Below are 19215 nucleotides of genomic sequence, written 5' to 3' on the forward strand. Positions count from 1 at the left end.
CGTGGTTCAGACCGTCATCACGCCGCCCGGCCGGTTCGCCGCGCCGAACCTGCGGGAGATGTGGAACGCCCGGGAAGTCCTCTATCGGTTCGGCATGCGAGACATCGTCCTGCGCTACCGCCAGACCGCCGTCGGCGTCGTGTGGGTCCTGCTGCAGCCGCTCGTCTCGGCGGGCATCTTCTCGATCGTCTTCGGCCAGGTCGCGGGGCTGTCGAGCGACGGCAAGCCCTACTTCATCTTCAGCTTCGTTGGGATGCTCGCCTGGAACCTGTTCTCCCAGGTGCTGAACCGTTCAGCCGGCTCCATGGTCGGTAGCCAGGCGCTGATCTCCAAGGTGTACTTCCCGCGCATCCTCGTCCCCCTGTCGGGGATCCTCTCCGTCTTCGTCGACTTCGTCATCGCGCTCGGGCTCTGCATCGTGCTGCTGTTCGTCTACGGCATCAATCCTGGCTGGCCTGTGCTGCTCCTCCCCCTCTGGGCAGTCCTGATCGCGTTCCTGGGCGCGGGACTAGGGCTGGCGGCATCGGCGATCATGGTCCGATACCGTGACGTGGCCTACGTGCTGCCCTGGCTCGTCCAGACCCTCATGTTCGCGTCGCCCGTCGCGTACTCGGTCAGCGACGTCCCGTCGAACCTCACCACGCTGTTCAACCTCAACCCGCTCGCATGGTTCCTCGACCTGTTCCGCTGGTCGCTGCTGGGCACCCCCGCACCCGAGCCGTGGAAGTTCGTCGGCGCCGTCGTCGTCTCGCTCCTGGTGCTCACGTGGGGCATGTTCGTGTTCCAGAAGTTCGAGCGCGAGTTCGCGGACGTGATCTGAGTGCGCCTCCACGCGTACGTGCTGGCTGCCGACCCGGCGTTCCTCGCCCAGAGCGTGCAGTCCTACTACGACGTGGTGGACCGGATCGTCGTGTCGTACGACGCGGAGGGTCTGTCGTGGACGGGTACCCCGATCCCCGTCGAACGGTGCCTAGAGATACTGCGAGCCATCGACACCGAGGACAAGTGCGTGTTCGTCCCCGGGGCGTTCGCCCGCCTCGACCACGAACCCCTCGAGAACGACACGTACCAGCGCCAGACCGCGCTCGACCTCGCGTCCGAGGGCGCGGACTGGGTGCTCCAGCTCGACACCGACGAGGTGCTCCCGTCGTCGGCCCCGCTGGTGTCGGCCATCCGGTCGGCCGAGGCGTCGGGCCACGGTGGCGTCGACTACCCTGCGCGTTGGCTCTACGCCCGCGTCGGCCCTGGTACCTACCTCGAGGCCAGCACCCGATCAGGCCGCCCGGCCGCGAGCTTCCCCGGACCGCTCGCTGTACGGTCAGGGACCACGCTCAGACACTGCCGGCAGGCAGACGTACCGCTCTTCCGCGTCGACCTGCGGCCGTGGAACACCGACCCTTTCCACCCGCGGACGGCCACGGTCCACGAGGTCGTGGGCCATGAGGATGCGGTGATCCACTACAGCTGGGTCCGCTCCGACGAGACCATGCGTCGCAAGTTCGGCTGGTCGGGACACACGGCCGTGTACTCGCGGCCCGATGTCTACGACGCCTGGGTCCGTCGTGCACGACACCCTCGACTCACCGCCCTCACGAGCCCCCTCCGCTCCCGAGACTGGTACCGCGTCACGCACGCTCCTGACCACCTGGAGGGCGAATGGTGAACCCCACGGTGTCGGTCGTCATCATCACCTACGCTCGCCCGCACTTCGTGGGTGAGTGCCTGCGCCACCTTGCCGCCCTGCGGACGGCGCCCCACGAGGTGCTCGTGGTCGACGCCTCCCCGGACCCTCGCACCCGCACCCTCGTGAGCGAGGACTTCCCGGACGTGCGATACCTGCGCAACGACCTCGGACCGGGCACGATGCCCGAGTCACGGCAGATCGGGTTGGTGAACGCGACCGGTGACGTCGTCGCGTTCATCGACGACGACGCGTACGTCGACCCCGACTGGCTCGACGAGCTCGTGCGGCCCTATGCCGATCCGAGCGTCGGCGGTGTCGGTGGGCGCGCCTCGAACGGGATCGACGGCGAGGAGTCGCGAGGGCTCGACCTGATCGGTCGCTTCCTGCCGGACGGGCGGCTCACCGGGTACTTCGGGGCCGATCCGGGACGTTCGATCGACGTCGATCACCTCCTGGGCGCGAACATGTCGTTCCGTCGGTCCACGCTCCTCGCCCTGGGCGGCATTCGTGGCAACTATCCCGGCACCTGCCTGTGCGAGGAGTCGGACATCTCGCTGCGCGTTCGACAGTCGGGCCACCGCCTGGTGTTCATGCCGACAGCCGTGGTGCGGCACGTCGCAGCCCCGTACCAGACCGGTGGACAGCGGTTCGACCGGAGATACCTCTACTACGCCCGGCGCAACCACGTGGTGCTCCTTGCTCGCGTGTTCGGCTTCCGCGCCCCGGTGCTGCGACGATACGTCCTGACCGCTCTCCGAGAGCAGCGTGACTACCTGCGGACGACCTACCGGTTGGTCCGCGGGCGGCCCGACCACGAGGGGGTCGTCCCCTCGAGACGGCGCCGGCTGACCGCCCCGGTCGTGCTCACCCGCTCGCTCGCGGAGATCATCGGACTGGGCGCCGGGTTCCCCGCCGCGCTCGTCGCCCGACGGCGGGACCGCGCCGAGGGGGTGTCGACGCCGTGAGCCGAGGGGGTGCGGTTCTCGGACACACGCATCTCCTCACTCCGGGGGACCACTACTCCCCCCGGACCGGCAGTGCCGTGCCCACCGTGGTGCACGGCCTGTGCGGTGCGACACCCACCACCGCACCCCGCCCACGCGTCCTCGTCGCCCGTGGCACCTACTCCGAACGCTACGACAGTGCCGAGAGCGTCGAGTACCCCCTGCGCCCCGGCCGACGGACCGACCGGTACCTCGACCTCGCGCTCGCGCGTACCCTGGCCGTGCGCCCGGCGGCGCGCGCCACCCTGCGACCGGCGCTCACGGCGCAGTCGGACTGGGATCCCACGGTGTTCTTCGCCCACAACCTGCCGCAAGCCGTCCCCTTGATCGACGCCGACCGGCACGCGCCCGTCCTCTACGCTCACAACCAGCTGCTGCGCACGTACGACCGGCGCGAGGCCCGTCGCACGCTCGGCCCCGCCGCCGCGATCGTCGCGGTGAGCGACTATCTGGCCGAGGCGCTGGCCTCGCACCTGCCTCCCGAGCTTCGTGACCGGGTCGTCGTGGTGCGCAACGGGGTCGACGCGGAGGCGTTCGCGCCCCGGACGCGGACCGACGACGGTGTGCTGCGGGTCGTCTTCGTCGGGCGGACGATCCCCGAGAAGGGTCCCGACGTCCTCGTCGATGCGGTGGTACGGCTCGGACGTCCCGACGTCCACCTCCTCGTCGTCGGGAGCGCGGGCTTCGACCCCGAGGCCCCCCTCACCGACTTCGAGACCCAGCTGAGACGTGCCGCCACCCCGGCAGGAGGACGAGTCGTCTTCCGTCGCTTCGTTGACCGCCCTGGTGTCGTCGACGTCCTGCAGGAGGCAGACGTCGCGGTCGTCCCGTCGCGATGGCCCGACCCCTGCCCGCTCACCGTGCTCGAAGGCATGGCTGCGGGCGCGGCCGTCGTCGGCTCCGCGACTGGCGGGATCCCCGAGACCGTCCGTGGCGCGGGGGTCCTGGTCCCGCCGGGAAGCGTCGACGCCCTGGCACAGGTGATCGAAGGGCTCGCCGACTCGCCCGAGGAGGTCGCTCGTTGGAGCGACGCAGGCATCTCCCGTGCACGCTCCAGGACGTGGTCGGCCGTTCGCGACGAGCTCGACGACCGGATCGCGCCATTCGTCGGACAGGGACCGGTCGACAGGAGAACGAGATGAACAGCAGGATCATCGACGTCTCGGCCCTCTCGTCTGACGACCTCGAGCGATGGCGCGCGCTCGCAGAGGACGTCGTGGAACCCAACGTCTTCTACGAACCCGAGTTCCTCCTTCCGACGCACCGGCACTTCGGCGAGGGGCGAGGCATCCGAATCGTGGTGGCTCTGTCACCGGGCGGATCGTGGTTGGCCGCGCTGCCGTTCGAGTCGGTCCCGGGAGATACGCAGTGGCCGTTCGCCCACGCGAGCAACGCGGGTCCGAGCCTCTACGAATACACCTCGCTCGGCACGCCTCTCCTGCGCGGTGACCCGGCGGAGTCTGCGCGTGCGCTCCTGGAAGCCTTGGTCGCGCACCGATCGGCTCTCGGCCGCGTCTTCACGTTCCACCTCGTCACGACGACCAGACCGGGGGGCCGTGCCCTCCTCGACGAGATCGCGCGCCGGCGTTGCGCCGTCCACGTGTGGGGCACCTCGGAACGCGCCGCGGTGGTCGCGGCGGACCGCCGTCCGACCAGCTGGCAGGACCTCGTCTCGACCAAGCGTGCCCAGGTACTCCGGCGACGCCTGCGCCAGCTCCGGGACGCCCTGGGCGGTGACGAGCAGCACCCGGTCGCACTCGTCCGCTCGTCGCAGGACGTCGACACGTACCTCGCCTTCGAGCTGGGATCCTGGAAGGGCGGCGACGACGGGCCAGCATTCGCACGACGCGACGGAGGTGCGGAGTGGTGGCGAACCGTGTTCGAGGGCTTCAGCGCACGGGGCGACGGGCATCTCCTCGAGCTCGCCGTCGACGGCGGGCAGACTGCCTACATGGGAACGTTCCTCAGCTCGGGTCGGAGCGTCTTCTGCATGTACGACGCATACGCCCCGGCTTTTAGCTCGTTCTCGCCTGGCTCGCTCGGGCGCTTGCTGGTCAACGAGCACTTCTCGGTCTCGGGGGCCTACGACCTCCTCGACACCTGCATGGATCCCTCCCGCTATCCCGACCAGACACGGCACTTTCCCGACCGGGTCAGCACCGTGTCATTGACGGTCGCACTTGGCCCATGGCCCGTCCACGAAGCGCTCAGGCTGCGGACCACGGCTGGGCGTGCGGTGCATCGCCTCCGTGACCGGCTGCGCCAGGACTGAGCTCGCGGCCGGAGAACGTCAGGACGTGAGCGACTCGACCAACCGTGCCAGCGAGCCGATGGTCAGGAACGCATCCCCGGTCACGAAGTCGTCGTCGATCGTGATCTCGAACCGATCCTCGAGGGAAGCGATGAGGTCCAGGACCGCGAGCGAGTCCAGCTCGGGCATCGCGCCGAAGAGCTCGGTCTCGGCGTCCAGGCTCGCTGCCCGGTCGGCGATGCCCAACGTCGAGACGATCACTTCGACGACACCGTCCAGAGTCGAACCCGCACCCGAATCACTCATGACGTCTCCTTTGCTGGTGCATCTCCGACGAGGACCTCGACGGCCTCGGGGTGGCTGAGGAAAGCTGTGGGACTCGCTGTCAGGCCGTAGGCCCCGGCCTGGAAGACAACCACGAGGTCGCCTTCCGTCGCAAGCGGGAGCTCGACCCGATCCCCGAGCAGGTCGAGCGGGGTGCAGGACTTGCCCACGACGTTGATCGGCTCCGTGGGTGCTTCGCCCATCCTGTTGCCGATCGCCAGGGGATAGTTCCTCCGGATCACCTGACCGAAGTTGCCTGACGCGGCGAGCTGGTGGTGCAGCCCGCCGTCCACGACCAGGAAGACCTGTCCGCGAGACTCCTTCCGATCGATCACGCGGGTCACGTAGACCCCCGCCTCGCCCACCAGGTAGCGGCCCAGCTCGATGACCGGCTGTGCCTCGGGCAGGGCCCGCCCCAGTCGGTCGACGGCAGCGGCGAGCCCCGCGCCGACCGCCTCGAGGTCGAGCGGCGAGTCCTTCTCGAAGTAGGGGATCCCGAAGCCGCCGCCCAGGTTGACGTAGCGGACGGGGTCGACGCAGTCGGCCGCGAGCTCGACCACGAGATCGACGGTCCGTCGCTGGGCGTCGGCGAGCACCTCGGCGCTGAGGTTCTGAGACCCGGCGAAGACGTGGAACCCGAGCAGGTCGACGTCGGCCTCCCCGAGCCACCGCAACAGGTCGGGCACCGCCTCTGCGTCGACACCGAACTGCTGCGCACCACCACCCATGCGCATGCCTGACCCCTTGACCACGAAGTCCGGGTTGACCCGCACAGCGACGCGAGGACGGATCCCCAGGGCGTTCCCGGTCTCGGCGACGCGCACCGCCTCACCTCGCGACTCGAGCTCGATCGTCGCGCCCGCGGCCACGGCCTGCGCGAGCTCCTGGCGAGACTTGCCCGGTCCCGCAAAGCTGACGCGTGAAGCGGGGACGGTCGTGTCGAGCGCCGTGCGCAGCTCGCGCCCTGACGCGACGTCGAAGCGGTCCACCACCTGCGCCAAGGCCTGGACGACCGGGACGAACGGGTTGGCTTTCACCGCATAGCTGAGCTGTACCGAGGGGGGAATCGCGCCGCGAACCCGCGAGACACGCTCGAGGAGGCGCCCCCGGTCGTACGCGAAGTACGGGGTGGTCCCCACGCGCTGCGTCAGCCGCGCAAGGGGAACACCCCCGACGAGGAGCTCTCCGCCCTGAGTCCTGTAGGAGCCGATCACCTGTTCGTGGCCGTTCATGAAGCATGCACCTCTCGCAGCGTCGCGCGGTCGAACTTTCCGTTCGGGCCTCGTGGCACCTCGTCGACCACGACGACCTCCGACGGCACCATGTAGCGAGGAACTTCCCGGCGCACGGCCGTGAGGAGCCGCTCGACGTCGACGACTGATCCGTCGGGAGCCGTCACCACGAGCAGGATCGACTGGCCGAGATCGTCGTCGGGGACACCCAGGGCAACGGCGTCGCCGACCAACCGTGTCGCGTAGACCACCTCCTCGATCTCGGTGGGGCTCACGCGGTAGCCAGAGGTCTTGATCATCTCGTCCGCGCGTCCCACGAAGTAGAGGAACCCGTCGTCGTCGGTGCGCACCAGGTCGCCCGACCAGACGGCGATCTCGGGTGCTCCCCACCCGGCGCCGCTGCCCGGGACCGGCCTGAACCTCTCAGCGGTGCGCACGGGGTCGTTCCAGTAGCCCAGCGCGACCAGGGCACCACGATGGACGAGCTCACCGACTTCTCCCGGGCCGGCGCGGGAGCCGTCCGGCGCCACCACCAGGATCTCTGCGTTGGGGATGGCCCTGCCGATCGAGTCCGGGCGCCTGTCGACCTCGTCGGGTTCGAGATAGGTCGAACGGAACGCCTCGGTCAACCCGTACATGAGGAACGGCGCTGCCGACGGGAAGGCCGAGCGCAGCCGGTCCAGGACGGTTCGCGGCAGGCGCCCTCCTGTGTTCGCGAAGTAGCGAAGCGTCCGCCCTGCCTCTTCCCACTCCTGATCGGCGATCTGCCGCCACAGCGGAGGCACGCAGGTCAGTCCCGTGACCCCATGCTGTGCACACAGCTTCACGACGTCCCGCGGGAGGAGGTAGTTCGTCAGGACGACGTGAGCCCCCGCTGCCAGGCCTGTCGTGAGCTGGCTGAGCCCCGCGTCGAAGCTGAAGGGGAGAACGGCCAGGAGGACGTCGTCCGGACCGTTGTGCAGGTAGGCGTTCACGCTGTCGGCCCCGGCCAGCAGGTTGCGATGAGTGAGGGCGACCCCCTTGGGCCCACCCGTACTCCCCGAGGTGTAGAGGATCGCTCCGAGGTCGAGGTCGATCGACCGTACCGCCGTCGCGCTCTCGTCGTCCGGACCACAAGGGGCGGTCAAGACGTCCCACGGGACGATGTTCGCCACCGATCCCTCCTCGTGCGTGGCGGCACCCACGAGCACGACATGACGCAGGGACGAGGCCTCCGCGCGTGTCGCCGTCAGAGCCCTCCACCGGTCCGCGGAGGTCACGAGGATCGTCGCACCGCTGTCCCGGAGGATGTGCTCGACCTGGCGAACCTTGAGAACAGGGTTGATCGGTACGAAGGCAAGGCCCGCGGCCGAGGCACCGAGAATCGTCGTGACCAGCTCGTGGCGCTTCTCCAGGAACACGGCCACGCGGGCACCCCGCTCGGCTCCGAGGCGAGCGAACCCGCGCGACACGTCCAGCGCTGCGCGGCGGAGCTCGCCGTAGGTCGACGTCGACTCGCGGTACGTGATCGCAGGCGCATCCGGGTCCCGCTCCGTCGCGAGCTCGACGAGGTCGAAGAGTGTCGTGAGCACGCGGTGCGCTCCCTTCCTGGGCTGCTCAGCCATTCGACTCGGGAGAGCCGACGGTACGCTCGATGAACATCAGCTCGCTGTAGAGGTAGTCGATCGCTTCGTCGGGGAATCCCTCGCCGCGGTACATCCGGTCCAGCCTGATTCCTGCGGGCTTGGAGAACCTCGGGCGGAATCCCGCAACTCGTTCCTCGATCAGGGTGAAGAGTCGCCCGTAGCGGAACAGGAACCAGCTGAAGACCCGCGGACCCACGGTCCTGAAGACGTCCCGGTCGCTCACGTGCAGGATCGCGACGACCCCGCGCTGCCTCAGCGCGACCATGACCCGGCCGAGCGCCAGGTCCGGGTAGGCCCGGTACGCGACGTAGCACGGCTTGCCGTCGGCGACGACGACGAGATGCTCGAGCTTGTCGATCTCTCGATGATCGAGATACTGCTGGAGCACGGCCCCCGTGAGCAGGCTCTCGATCTCCGCGGGGCGGGTGACGACGCGGATCCTGCGTCGAAGCGACATCCGCGGCACGTTCGGGACACGCTGCCCGACCTGGCTCAGCGACTCGAACCCGATGCGTTCGTTGATCCGGACCACCTTGGGGCTCGGCGAGACGTCGGTGAACAGGTCATGGTCCTGCGCCAGGAGCGCACGGAGCAGCCTGAGGCTCGCGATCCGGTGGTCCTCGTGGACCACCCACGTCGCCAGGTTGCAGACGCTCAGGTCTCGCCCTTCCACCGACCGGGTGGAGTAGTAGGCGAGATAGACGCCGACGACGTGCCCCGCGCTTCGAAGCAGGAACCCGTGGTTCGGCGCAGCACTGGTCCAGGACGGAGCGATGGTCCTCTGCCAGTCCTCGGCGGTGAGGCCCTCATGGGTGTTCTCCTGGAGGAACCGGGCGACCTCGGTGACGCTCTCCGCTCCGATCGGTTCGACGTCAGCACGAGACTGGCCACTCATCGGGCATCCCGTTCTGCCGACCCCGGCCGTCCACCGCGAACACCTGCGAGGACCAGCGCTGAGAACTCGTCCGTCCCCATTTCATGTGCGCCGTACCGTGCGAAGTTCGCCGTGAGGCTTCCACAGTCGATGACGTCCCACTCATCTCCCAGGGCGTCGACCAGCGTCGCCATCACCACTGCCCCCGCCCCGCTCTCGTGGTGGAACATGCTCACGATCCCGAAGGTCCGTCCGACCTCGATCCCCCAGATGCCGGCTACCAGCTCACCATCGCGGTACGCGGCGAGGTTCCGCACGTAGCCAGCATCTTCGACACGACTCCACGCTTCGACGACCGGAGCGACGATCCATGTGCGGGAACGGTCGGCGCACCCCGCGATCACGGGCGACAGCGGCGCGTCCATGTCCACGACGTACTCCCCTCGGCGCTGGTAGGTCCGCACCCGCTTCGGCACGTGAGCCGTGTCGACGTCGATGATCGCTCGCGGTGACACATAGCGGAAGACAGGCTCCGGCTGGGCGTCGCCGCCACGTCCCATGAGGACGAAGCCACGAACGTACTGTGCGACGACGTCCGAGGCAGTGACGGGTGCCAGCGGCGTGAGCTCCTCGGTCACATAGGCGACGGCCGCGCGTCGATCCCTCGTCGACTCCACTGCCCAGGCCGCGAGCCGGGGAGCCCCGAGCAGCTTGGTGAGAACACCGACCACCGCACGGCCGACATGCCCACCCAGTCCTCGTCCGATGTCACGGAGTCGCTGATGCTGCTCCCAGGACAGCGCCCTCACAGCTCGGCCTCGCTCGTGGTGGACGGATGGAACGCCCCCACGTAGCGCCCCTTGGCGAGTCGGATCACATTCCTCTTCACGTCGAAAGGGAAAAAGCGCCAGTTCGGGACGGTCCATCGGCGGACCACGACACCCACCGCACGTGCGCGCTGGGTGACGGAGGCCGGCGCAGTGGCGGCCTCGACGATCATCCGATGATTGAGGTACCACTGGGGAAAGGCGACCGGTCTGCGCCAACCGGGCGCATACGTCCGGACCTGGTCGAGCACGTCGCCGCCCTGAACCTTGTTGGTCTGCGCGTCGTGGCGTCGTGAGACGAAGAGCTGCTCGGGGACCTGGATCCACGGTGCACGCATCGCCATCTTGACGCCCAGGGCCACGTCGCCACCGTAGTAGCCGGGCAGCCCGCCCATCGCCCGGAGGACGTCCGTGCGGATCACCCCGCCGAAGCCGATCACCTGGTACACGTGCCGTGCCAGGAAGAGGTCGACGCGTGAGGACGGCGAGCCGTGCACGAAGTCCAGCCCCAGGTCGTCCATCTCGCCGACCGGGACGTCGTCGACGTCCACGAGGAGCACACGGGAGAACGCGATGCTCGCGTCACGGTGCTCGACGAGTGCGTCGCGGCACCTGCGCAGGTGGTCCGGTCGAACCACGTCGTCGGCACCGTTCCACATGAAGTAGGGGGCTCGGGCCTTCGCGAGCACCCGGTTCCAGTTCCAGGGGACTCCACGGTTCTCGGTGCTGCGCAGGACGACGAAACGTGGGTCGTCCTGCGCGAACTTCTCGGCGATCGTCAGAGTGCCGTCGGTCGAGCCGTTGTCGGACACGATGACCTCGATGTCAGCGAGGTCCTGCTCCTGCAACGCGACGAGAGTCCGCTCCAGGAAGCGTTCGCCGTTGTAGACGGGGACTCCCACGGAGACGGACGGCACAGCGTGCAGCCGGGGGGACTCGGGATCCACGGAGAGCTCCATCGGTCGCGGGCAGGTGGTCGACACTCACGAGCCTAGGGCAGCGACCTCCTCCGGACACCACCGTGACCGGGCGAAATACCGTCCGTCCCATGTCCTTCCCGAGCTCGCTCCGGCAGAATCGACAGGTGAACCGTCGTCGCCACCCTCACGTTGGAGAGAGAGTGATCGAACATCCTCCCGGCGCATCCGTGACACCGCGCGTGAGCGTGGTCGTCGCGACGGACCGAGGAGGTCCCTACCTCGCCGAGGCGCTCGAGTCCATCGATCGGCAGACCTTTCGCGAGGTGGAGACGATCCTGGTGGACGACGGCTCGAAGGCACCTGACGCACTCCGGGCCATCACGGACCAGTTCCCCGACGTGCGCGTGCTCCGCCAGCAGAACGCCGGAGTCTCGGTCGCACGCAACTACGGGGTCTCCGTGTCCAAGGGCGACCTCCTCGTCTTCCTCGACGACGACGACCGCTGGGAACCCGAACGCCTCGCGCGCCAGGTCACCGCCCTCGATGCCGATCCTGGAGCAGTGCTGTCGTACTGCGGGATGCGGACGATCGACGCGGACGGTCACGAGCTCCTCGCTGCCGACCAGCGCCAGGTCCGCGACGTCCACGAGGTGCTTCGTCGGACGACGGGGATCATCCTCCCGAACGTCATGATCCGCCGGGAGACGTTCCTGCGAATCGGTGGATTCCATCCATCGTTCCGTCGCGCCCAGGACCTCGACCTGGTCCTCAAGGCCGCGCTCGAGGGCGACTTCCTGTTCATCGACGAGACGCTCGTGGACTACCGGTTCCACGGAGCGAATAACACTCGGCGTCACCGGGAGCTGTGCCGCAGCATCGATCATGTCGTCCGGCTGCACCTGTGGAACGCTCGGGAGCGCGGACGCGGCGACCTCGTCCCGGACTACGAGGCGAGCCTCGCGGCGAACGACCGGTTCGCAGCGTGGAGCTCGGCCCGGGCGGCCAGACGGCTCCTCGCCGAGCGCCGACCTGGTCCAGCTCTCGGCGAGCTCGCCTGGGCGGCCCGGTTCGCACCGGGCGCACCCGTGTCGTGGGTTCGTCAGAGGCTCGGGCGAGCCGGAAGTCGTTCGACGACAGACTGATGTGCTCGGCCCCCGTGCCGACCCTTGTTCCATCTCTCGAGAAGGTCATCCAGCTCGCGGAGCTGGGCCTCGGCACTCAGCGCGAACTGGCGCGTAGTCGACGAGACGGCCGCGCGGACGTCGTCGAGGTGCGCCACCACGTGCTCGATCCGTTCGACAAGGTCCTGCCCGTCGAGGCCCCGTGCCTCGACGACGAGGTCTGACACCCCAGCCTCCCTCATCAGGCTGCGGACCTTGACGCGGTCCGCCACCGCGATGACGCCCGTCCCGCGGAGGAACGCGGCGACGAGGTTGTGGTACCGGGAGCAGACGACGACGTCGACATCGCAGAGACGTTCGACCGTGTCATGAAAGGCGGGCGAGCCCCAGACCTCGACGCGATGCAGTACCACCTCGTGACCGACCCGCCCTTCGACGACACGGACGAGCGCTTCGATCACCGGAGCGTCGGCCTTGTCTCCACCGAACACCGCGACCGTGCTCGTCGGGAGCAAGTGCTCAACGACGTCCGCGAGCGCCTGCACATATGCCGTCCGAGCAAGCTCGTCGGCCCAGCCCTCGCCGAGCCACGGGAAGCGCATCACGCCGATCGCCACCCGCTTCGGCCCTGACTGGGCGCGAGAAGCCCTCGAGATCATGGGTGTGGCGAATACCAGGTCGCTGCTGACCCGGTCGTCGTCCTGCGCACCGTGCATGCCGACCAGGGCGTCCTTGCTCGCCGCGTCACGGAAAGACCGATACTCCGCGTAGCGCATCGAGCGGACCAGAAGGAACCGCTCGAGCGACCGACGCATCGACGTCCCACCGATAGAGAGCGTCGCGAAGTGATGGTGCCGATGACTGCTGACGAGTGCCAAGAGGAAGAAGCCCACCGCTCCCACCAACCCCCCGGCGGCCGCGGTGGACTCCGCCTCGAACACCCCCCCACCGGTGATCACCATGGCGTCGAACTGCCGGGTGATCGTCCAGTCGCGTCCGAGCTGACGGACCGACTGCCAGCGTCGATGGACCGCGCGGCCGACCCGTGTCCGACCACGCTCCTCGACCGGTTCACCGAGCGTCATGAGCGGCAGGTGATCGATCGAGGTCGACGGCGTCGTCTCGTCGGCATAGGACACGAGCACGACCTCGACGTCGTCGTGATGGCCGCGTACATGCTCCGCCACGACCCGTGCCGTCGCGTCGTTCCCGATGTTCCCGGTGCCGAAGCCTCCATAGAGCCCGACCTTCAGCGGTTCGTTCCCGCCGACCTTCGACCGTCGTGCCATCGCATCACTCTCCGAGGGTGAGAACTGCCTTCCGGATGACGAAGCCCTCCGCGTACTGCCGGCGACACTCGACGCCACGCAGACGCATCAGGCCGAGGAAGGTCTCGGCGTCCCACCAGTCGCGGTCCACCTGAGACGGGTACGACGTGGTGAGGAGGGAGACCTTGCGCCGTGCGTTCTCCGCACTGACGGGCACGTAGTGGGTGACACGGCCGAGGTCGCCGTCCCACTTGGGGATCTCGTACTCGAGGACGAGCGCGTCGCGCCACGCGGTAGGGACGAGCTCGGCCACGAGCCGATGGTCCTGGTGCGAGTCGGTCTTGCTGGGACACAGGACGAGGTCCGGCCGCAGCGACGACGCGAGCTCCTCGATCGCTGCCTTCACCTCGCCCCAGTGCGCGGGCAGGCGGCCGTCCGGCAGGTCCCAGAACCTGACCTCGGAACCGGGGACGAACGCCTCGGCGGCCGCTGCGGCCTCGAGTCGGCGTTCGGGCGATCCGGTGAGCATCACGAAGGTCGCACGGACGTCCCGGGCGGCGGCGAGCTCGAGGAGCGTGCCTCCGCACGCGATCTCGATGTCGTCCGGGTGCGCCCCGACGCACAGGACCTCCAGCGGGCCCGCGGGGAGCGAGAGCTCGATCAACGCCGCCTCCCCGACCCGATCGTCGTGACGTCCCCGACCTCGACCACGGGCACGACTCGACCGGGCTCGCGGTCCGTCCCGTCCCACACGGCCCAGGGACTCTCGCCCGTCCGGTAGAGCTCTTCCAGGTGCGACCGTTCCTTGAGCGTGTCCATGGGGGCCCAGAAGCCGTCGTAGCGCACGGCACGGAAGCGACCGTCCTTGGCGGCGCGCACACAGCCGTCCATGACCAGGTCCTCGCCCTCGTTCAGGTAGTCGAAGATCCCCTGACGCAGCACGAAGAAACCACCGTTGATCCGCATCTCCATGTCGGCGACCGGCTCGATCCCGGTGAGGTTCCCCGTCGGGTCGATCTTCACGACGTGGAACGAGTCCTGGGGGTCGACCGCGAGGAGCGTCCCGACGGCGTCGGTCGTGAGGAAGTCGTCGACGATCTGGTCCATGGGGGCGTCCGTCAGGACGTCCCCGTAGTTGGCCAGGAACACCTCGTCGTCGTCGAGGTACCTGCGCACGCGCCGCAGGCGCTCTCCGATCGCGGTGTCCATCCCGGTGTCCACGAACGTGATCCGCCAGTCGCTGATGTCGCTCGACAGCAGCTCGATCTCCTGCCCACCCTTCGAGAGCACGAAGTCGTTGGAGTGAGTCTCCTGGTAGTTGAGGAAGTAGTCCTTGACGGCCCGGGCGCCGTAGCCGAGACAGAGGATGAACTCGGTGTGCCCGAAGTGCGCGTAGTACCGCATGATGTGCCAGAGCACCGGGCGCGAGCCGATGGGCATCATCGGCTTGGGCAGGGAGTCGGTCCCGGAACGCATGCGCATCCCGAGCCCTCCGCAGAACAGCACGACCTTCATGGCGTCACCCCTCCTGTCGGTCCGCGTCGCCCGCGGACGTGTCCGGCAGGCGCCGCGGTGCGGCGTACTCGCGCATCGCGGGCGCCACGGGACGTCCCCGCAGCAACCCGTCCGTCGTGCCGGCGTCGACGGCTCGTGCGTAGACGGCGAGCGCCCCGCGCGCCGCGTCGACCGTCAGGTCGAGGTCCTCGTCGGTGTGGGCCGCGGAGATGACGAGCGACTGTCCCAGCACGCCCCGCTCGAGCATCTCCTGGATGAAGAGGGTGCGGAACGCCTGCGAGGGGTTGCCCTCGTGGTCCCTGGTACCGAAGACGAGGCACGACGGGCGTCCCATGATCGTCACGTGGTCGGCGAGGCCCGCCTCCGAGGCAGCCGACACGAGCGCGTCGCGAAGCTTGGCTCCTTGCGACTCCATGAGCCCGACGACGTCACGCTCGGCATAGGCGTCCGCAACGGCGAGATAGGCGGCGAGACCTGTCGTCTCGGCGCCGTGGGTCGTGGACAGGAGGAAGGGACGGGACCCGTCGGTGTTGAGGCCACCCTGATCCATGAGGTCTCGACGGCCGGCGAGGGCCGACACCGAGAAGCCGTTGCCGAGCGCCTTGCCCCAGGTCGACAGGTCCGGACGGACGCCGTAGACGGACTGGGCGCCCCCGGCAGCCCATCGCATCCCCGTGATCATCTCGTCGAACACGAGCACGAACCCGTGGAGGTCGGCGAGCTCGCGCAGCCCCTCGAGGAATCCTGGTGCAGGTTCCGCGGTGGCGGTCGCCTGCTCGAGGATCAGTGCGGCGATCTGCCCGGGATGGGCGTCGAGCAGCGCACGGACCGAGTCGAGGTCGTTGTACCGGAAGGACACCGTGAGGTCGCGCTGGGCCTGCGGGATACCGGCCGTCATCTGGGTGGTGCCGATGAACCAGTCGTCGGTCGAGAAGAACGGCTGGGTGCCGCAGACCGCGACGAGGTCGCGCCCGGTCGCGGACCGTGCGAGCTTGATGGCCGCGGTCGTGACGTCGGAGCCGTTCTTCGCGAACTTGACCATGTCGGCGCCCGGCACCTGCTCGAGGAAGCGTTCGGCGGCCCGCAGCTCCCACACCGTGGGCCGCGAGAAGTTCACGCCGTCGCGCGCTGCTGCGGAGACCGCCTCGACGACGGGAGCGAAGCCGTACCCCAGCGTCACCGCACGCAGGCCCATGCCGTACTCGACGAACCAGTTCCCGTCGAGGTCCTCGACCCGGGCCCCCACGCCCCGGGCGATGACGGGTGCCATGTTCTCGGGGTACTGGTCAGACCCCCGCGCGTAGGTGTGCGCCCCGCCGGGAACGAGCTCGTGGAGCCTTCGCTGGGCCTCTGCGGACCGGACGAACGATCGACGAGATGCGGCACCGGACGGGGCGAGCGCGGCGTGGGCGGGGTAGGACATCTTTGGCTCTTCCTGAGGTTGCGGTCGTGCGGGCGTCTTCGGTGGAGGACCAGCTGACGGCGGTTGCGGCTCCGCTCTCCGGTGGAGGGCCGTCCTGCGTGATGCGCCACGGCGTCGACGGTCCAAGTGTCCCCGCCCTGCGGCAGGCAGGGAAGCCGACCGGGCCGTTTTCATCCGCGCCCGATTCATCCGCTCCCCCTGTGCCGCACGGGACGCAGCAGCCCTACGCTGAGCGGATGGAGATCATCGAGACGTCAATCCCCGGCCTCATCGTGTTCCAACCGACCCCCCACCGCGATGCCCGCGGCTACTTCTCCCGGACCCTCGACGTGAACATCCTGGCCGACGCCGGGATCGACCCGGCAGGTTTCAAGCAGGAGAACCAGTCGCGCTCCTACCAGGGAGTCGTCCGTGGACTGCACGGTCGCACGAACAAGGGGGAGGCAAAGCTCGTCCGGTGCGCCCACGGCGCGGTCCTGGACATCGCGATCGACGCCCGGCCCGGGTCGCCGACGTTCGGCCGCATGGAGACGTTTCTGCTCGACGACCAGGTCTGCCGCCAGGTCTACATCCCGCGCGGGTTCCTGCACGGGTACCAGGCGCTCACCTCGGTGACCGACTTCGTCTACCGGATCGACGACTTCTACGGTCCCGACGAGGACGTCACGGTGAACTACCTCGACCCCGAGCTCGCCGTCCCGTGGCCCGCGCCGATCACCGTGGTGAGCGACCGGGACAAGGAGGGCATGTCCTGGGCCGCCTTCCAAGAGACGCTCGGCGTCTGAGGCACGTGCCCAGGCACGACGAGAGGGACTCGACCCCGTTCCGGGTCGAGCCCCTCTCGTCGAAGGGATCGGACGTCACGCCACGGGTTCGACCTCACGCGGCATCGGGTCGAGGACGACCCATCGCCCGCCGTTCGCCTCGATCTCGGGGAGCGCCTTGCGGACCTCGTCGAGCAGGTCCGGCACGAAGAGCAGGACGCGATCGGGGCGCAGCCCGACCAGGTCGGCGGGCGAGACGATCGGGATGCGGTTGCCAGGCATGGTCCGCCCGTGCTTGGCGACCGACGCGTCGGCCACGGCCACGACCTGCTCCTTCTCGATGTGCGCCGAGCGGAGCAGCGCCGAGGTGCGCGAGGCCGCGCCGTACCCCGCGACGACCAGACCCTCGGCCGTCGTCCCGCGCAGGTACTCCTCGATCGCGGCGACCGACTCCGACAGTGCGGTCCCGAGCGTCGCGACGTACGCCGGGTCGGTGATCCCCTCCGCAAGCTCACGCTCGACCATCGCCGTCACGTCGGCCGTCTGGGCTCCGAAGCGGGACCCCTCCTTGGCGAAGGCGAGCATCACGGTCCCGCCGTAGAGCGGGTACTCCCACGCGCCCACGGCGACGAGGCCGACCTCCTTGCCCATCTCGACGAGGGCAGGCGTCGAATAGTACGCGAAGTGCCCGTGCCGCAACGCGTTCCAGATCCCGGAGCGGACGATCGCCGCGACCGTGTGGTACTGCATGAGCAGCACCCCGTCGTCGGTCAGGTGCCCGGCGCGCTCGAGCAGCGCGGCCTTCTGGTCGGCGTCGTGCATCATGCCGAAGATGTCGACGAGCAGCTCGGCCTCACCCTCCGAGACCTCGACCATGTCGCGGGCCGCGAGCTGGTCCACCCAGGAGCCGCCGTGCGGGCTCGGGTACTCCAGGACGCGGGTCCCCGGCCGGACGAACCCCGCCGCCTCGGCCTGCGCCACCGCCGCCTCGGCCTGCGCCACGAGGGCTGCCGGCTCGACGCCGCGCGGCTCCTGCGGGGTCGTGGGGTCGGTCTCGAGCTGGACGAGGCCGGTGCCGGTCCCGATCACCATCCGCAGCGGGTGCTCGGGGTCCGGCGTGGGGTCGTCGGGCAGGGGGAAGAGGTCGGCAGGCGGCTGGTCACCCAGGTCGAGGACGACGTAGCCCCCCTCGGCCCCCGACCAACGGTCGCGCCAGGAAGGGTCGGGCAAGGGGAGGTTGATGGCCTCTGCGGTGCGGGTCGCGTCACTCATGCGGGCTCCTCGATGGGTCGTCGTGTGCGGGATGTCAGGGGGTGCGCAGTGTCGCGAGGTCGAGGCGTCCCGCGGATGCGAGCTCCTGGATCTTGCGCAGGCGGACGAAACGCGGCCCCTCGAAGTCGTCGGTCGTCAGCCCCCGCTCGCCGGCGTCGCGCCAGATCTCCCGGATGCCGTCGGGCACCGTCCACTGCGGGGCGAAGGCGGGCAGCACCGAGCGGATCTTCGTGAAGTCGACCTGATAGTTGCGGGCGTCCGGACCGGCCCCGTCGGCGAACGACACCGGCGCCCCGGTGATCTCGCTGACCTGCTCGGCGATGGTGCGGATCTGGACGACGTCCTCGTCGCGCCCGACGTTGAACGCCTGGTCGTGGACGGCCTCGCGCGGCGCCTCGAGCACCGCGAGGAAGGCTCGCGAGATGTCCTCGACGTGCACGAGCGGACGCCACGGCGACCCGTCGGACTGGAGCCGGACCTGGCCCTGGGTGAACGCCGTCCCGGTGAGGTTGTTCACCACGATGTCGGCCCGCAGGCGCGGCGACGAGCCGTAGGCCGTCGCGTTGCGCAGGTAGCTCGGGGAGAACGAGGCGTCCGCGAGCGGGGAGATCCCCTGCTCCGCCATGACCTTGCTCTCACCGTAAGGGGTGACCGGGTTGAAGTCGCCGTCCTCGGCGACGGGGGCGTCGCCGCCCGCCCCGTACAGGGAGCACGACGACGAGAAGAGGAACCGCTCGACACCGGCGGCCTTGGCCGTGCGTGCCATGTGCAGCGCACCCTCGGCGTTGACCGAGTACGTCGCCCCGGGGTTGAGGTGACCTATCGGGTCGTTGGAGATCGCCGCGAGGTGGACCACCGCGTCGAAGCCCTCGAGGTCGGCCGGGACCACGTCGCGGATGTCGCCGGTGCGCTGCTCGTACCCACCGGGCTGGGGGCCGAAGTCGCACCCGTCGTACCACCCGGCATCGAGGCCGACGACCTCGTGCCCCGCCTCCTGGAGGAACGGGACGAGGACCGCTCCGATGTATCCACGGTCTCCGTCAACCAGTACGCGCATGATGGTCCTTCTCAGCCAGGGGCAGGGTGGGTAGGTTCGCTGTCGAAGATACTC

The 19215-nt window shown here is 69.1% G+C and carries 19 protein-coding genes; 7 read left to right on the forward strand and 12 right to left on the reverse strand.

Translation table 11 applies throughout. The annotated features are described in order from the left end of the window. The first annotated feature begins 1 nt into the window (after position 1). The 5 genes from ACFWGN_RS18855 to ACFWGN_RS18875 all read left to right on the forward strand — a co-directional run bounded on the left by ACFWGN_RS18855 (position 2) and on the right by ACFWGN_RS18875 (position 4960). Positions 2–820 carry an ABC transporter permease gene (locus tag ACFWGN_RS18855; RefSeq protein WP_191800377.1) on the forward strand — a complete coding sequence of 273 codons (819 nt, stop codon included), beginning with the start codon at positions 2–4 and terminating at the stop codon, positions 818–820. Next, the gene (locus ACFWGN_RS18860) at positions 821–1663 is read left to right on the forward strand and encodes a hypothetical protein (RefSeq protein ID WP_377619032.1); all 843 of its coding nucleotides are present in this window, start codon (positions 821–823) and stop codon (positions 1661–1663) included. It begins immediately after the preceding gene. Further along, complete coding sequence (locus ACFWGN_RS18865; protein ID WP_191800381.1) at positions 1657–2649, forward strand: glycosyltransferase family 2 protein; 993 nt, start codon at positions 1657–1659, stop codon at positions 2647–2649. Before ACFWGN_RS18860 ends, ACFWGN_RS18865 begins: the two co-directional genes overlap by 7 nt. A gap of 77 nt (positions 2650–2726) precedes the next feature. Then, a complete protein-coding gene (locus ACFWGN_RS18870) occupies positions 2727–3830 on the forward strand; it encodes a glycosyltransferase family 4 protein (protein ID WP_377619034.1) in 1104 nt (367 codons plus the stop codon). Then, positions 3827–4960: a GNAT family N-acetyltransferase gene (locus tag ACFWGN_RS18875; RefSeq protein WP_377619036.1), complete on the forward strand. Its 1134-nt coding sequence runs from the start codon at positions 3827–3829 to the stop codon at positions 4958–4960. Before ACFWGN_RS18870 ends, ACFWGN_RS18875 begins: the two co-directional genes overlap by 4 nt. A gap of 18 nt (positions 4961–4978) precedes the next feature. Here ACFWGN_RS18875 and ACFWGN_RS18880 read toward each other — a convergent pair whose 3' ends face one another. The 6 genes from ACFWGN_RS18880 to ACFWGN_RS18905 are packed head-to-tail and all read right to left on the reverse strand — an operon-like array spanning position 4979 to position 10768. Then, positions 4979–5245 (reverse strand): acyl carrier protein, encoded by a 267-nt coding sequence (locus ACFWGN_RS18880; protein ID WP_056645680.1) that lies wholly within the window; start codon positions 5243–5245, stop codon positions 4979–4981. Then, the gene (locus tag ACFWGN_RS18885; RefSeq protein ID WP_377619037.1) at positions 5242–6495 is read right to left on the reverse strand and encodes a pyridoxal-dependent decarboxylase, exosortase A system-associated; all 1254 of its coding nucleotides are present in this window, start codon (positions 6493–6495) and stop codon (positions 5242–5244) included. Before ACFWGN_RS18885 ends, ACFWGN_RS18880 begins: the two co-directional genes overlap by 4 nt. Next, positions 6492–8066, reverse strand: a complete 1575-nt coding sequence (locus ACFWGN_RS18890) for an acyl-CoA ligase (AMP-forming), exosortase A system-associated (protein ID WP_377619039.1) — start codon at positions 8064–8066, stop codon at positions 6492–6494. Before ACFWGN_RS18890 ends, ACFWGN_RS18885 begins: the two co-directional genes overlap by 4 nt. Positions 8067–8091: 25 nt before the next feature. Continuing rightward, entirely contained in the window at positions 8092–9015 is a 924-nt protein-coding gene (locus ACFWGN_RS18895; RefSeq protein WP_377619040.1) for a hypothetical protein, read from the reverse strand. Beyond that, positions 9012–9803, reverse strand: coding sequence for a hypothetical protein (locus tag ACFWGN_RS18900; RefSeq protein WP_191800394.1), 792 nt, complete (start codon positions 9801–9803; stop codon positions 9012–9014). The genes ACFWGN_RS18895 and ACFWGN_RS18900 overlap by 4 nt, the downstream gene beginning before the upstream one ends. Beyond that, positions 9800–10768 (reverse strand): glycosyltransferase family 2 protein, encoded by a 969-nt coding sequence (locus ACFWGN_RS18905; protein ID WP_377619042.1) that lies wholly within the window; start codon positions 10766–10768, stop codon positions 9800–9802. The genes ACFWGN_RS18900 and ACFWGN_RS18905 overlap by 4 nt, the downstream gene beginning before the upstream one ends. A gap of 173 nt (positions 10769–10941) precedes the next feature. Between ACFWGN_RS18905 and ACFWGN_RS18910 the strand changes: the two genes are divergently transcribed. Next, on the forward strand, positions 10942–11883 hold the full coding sequence (locus ACFWGN_RS18910; protein ID WP_377619044.1) for a glycosyltransferase family 2 protein: 942 nt from the start codon (positions 10942–10944) through the stop codon (positions 11881–11883). Here the strand turns inward: ACFWGN_RS18910 and ACFWGN_RS18915 are convergent. The 4 genes from ACFWGN_RS18915 to ACFWGN_RS18930 are packed head-to-tail and all read right to left on the reverse strand — an operon-like array spanning position 11841 to position 16068. Beyond that, a complete protein-coding gene (locus ACFWGN_RS18915; RefSeq protein WP_377619046.1) occupies positions 11841–13151 on the reverse strand; it encodes a polysaccharide pyruvyl transferase family protein in 1311 nt (436 codons plus the stop codon). The two genes, ACFWGN_RS18910 and ACFWGN_RS18915, sit on opposite strands and share 43 nt — an antisense overlap. A 4-nt stretch (positions 13152–13155) precedes the next feature. Next, positions 13156–13794: a PIG-L deacetylase family protein gene (locus ACFWGN_RS18920; RefSeq protein WP_377619048.1), complete on the reverse strand. Its 639-nt coding sequence runs from the start codon at positions 13792–13794 to the stop codon at positions 13156–13158. Next, positions 13791–14645, reverse strand: coding sequence for a sugar phosphate nucleotidyltransferase (locus ACFWGN_RS18925; RefSeq protein ID WP_377619050.1), 855 nt, complete (start codon positions 14643–14645; stop codon positions 13791–13793). Before ACFWGN_RS18925 ends, ACFWGN_RS18920 begins: the two co-directional genes overlap by 4 nt. 4 nt (positions 14646–14649) lie before the next feature. Beyond that, a complete protein-coding gene (locus ACFWGN_RS18930; RefSeq protein WP_191800405.1) occupies positions 14650–16068 on the reverse strand; it encodes a glutamate-1-semialdehyde 2,1-aminomutase in 1419 nt (472 codons plus the stop codon). 236 nt (positions 16069–16304) lie between these two features. On the opposite strand from ACFWGN_RS18930, the gene rfbC reads away from it, so the two are divergent. Beyond that, entirely contained in the window at positions 16305–16853 is a 549-nt protein-coding gene (gene rfbC, locus ACFWGN_RS18935) for a dTDP-4-dehydrorhamnose 3,5-epimerase (RefSeq protein WP_056646631.1), read from the forward strand. 75 nt (positions 16854–16928) lie between these two features. Here the strand turns inward: rfbC and ACFWGN_RS18940 are convergent, their stop codons facing one another. Next, positions 16929–18104, reverse strand: a complete 1176-nt coding sequence (locus tag ACFWGN_RS18940) for a transferase (protein ID WP_377619053.1) — start codon at positions 18102–18104, stop codon at positions 16929–16931. A gap of 34 nt (positions 18105–18138) precedes the next feature. Then, positions 18139–19161, reverse strand: a complete 1023-nt coding sequence (locus ACFWGN_RS18945; RefSeq protein WP_377619055.1) for an NAD-dependent epimerase/dehydratase family protein — start codon at positions 19159–19161, stop codon at positions 18139–18141. Positions 19162–19215 lie beyond the last annotated feature (54 nt).

It is taken from the genome of Oerskovia sp. NPDC060338, from assembly GCF_042726295.1.
Lineage (GTDB): Bacteria > Actinomycetota > Actinomycetes > Actinomycetales > Cellulomonadaceae > Oerskovia > Oerskovia merdavium.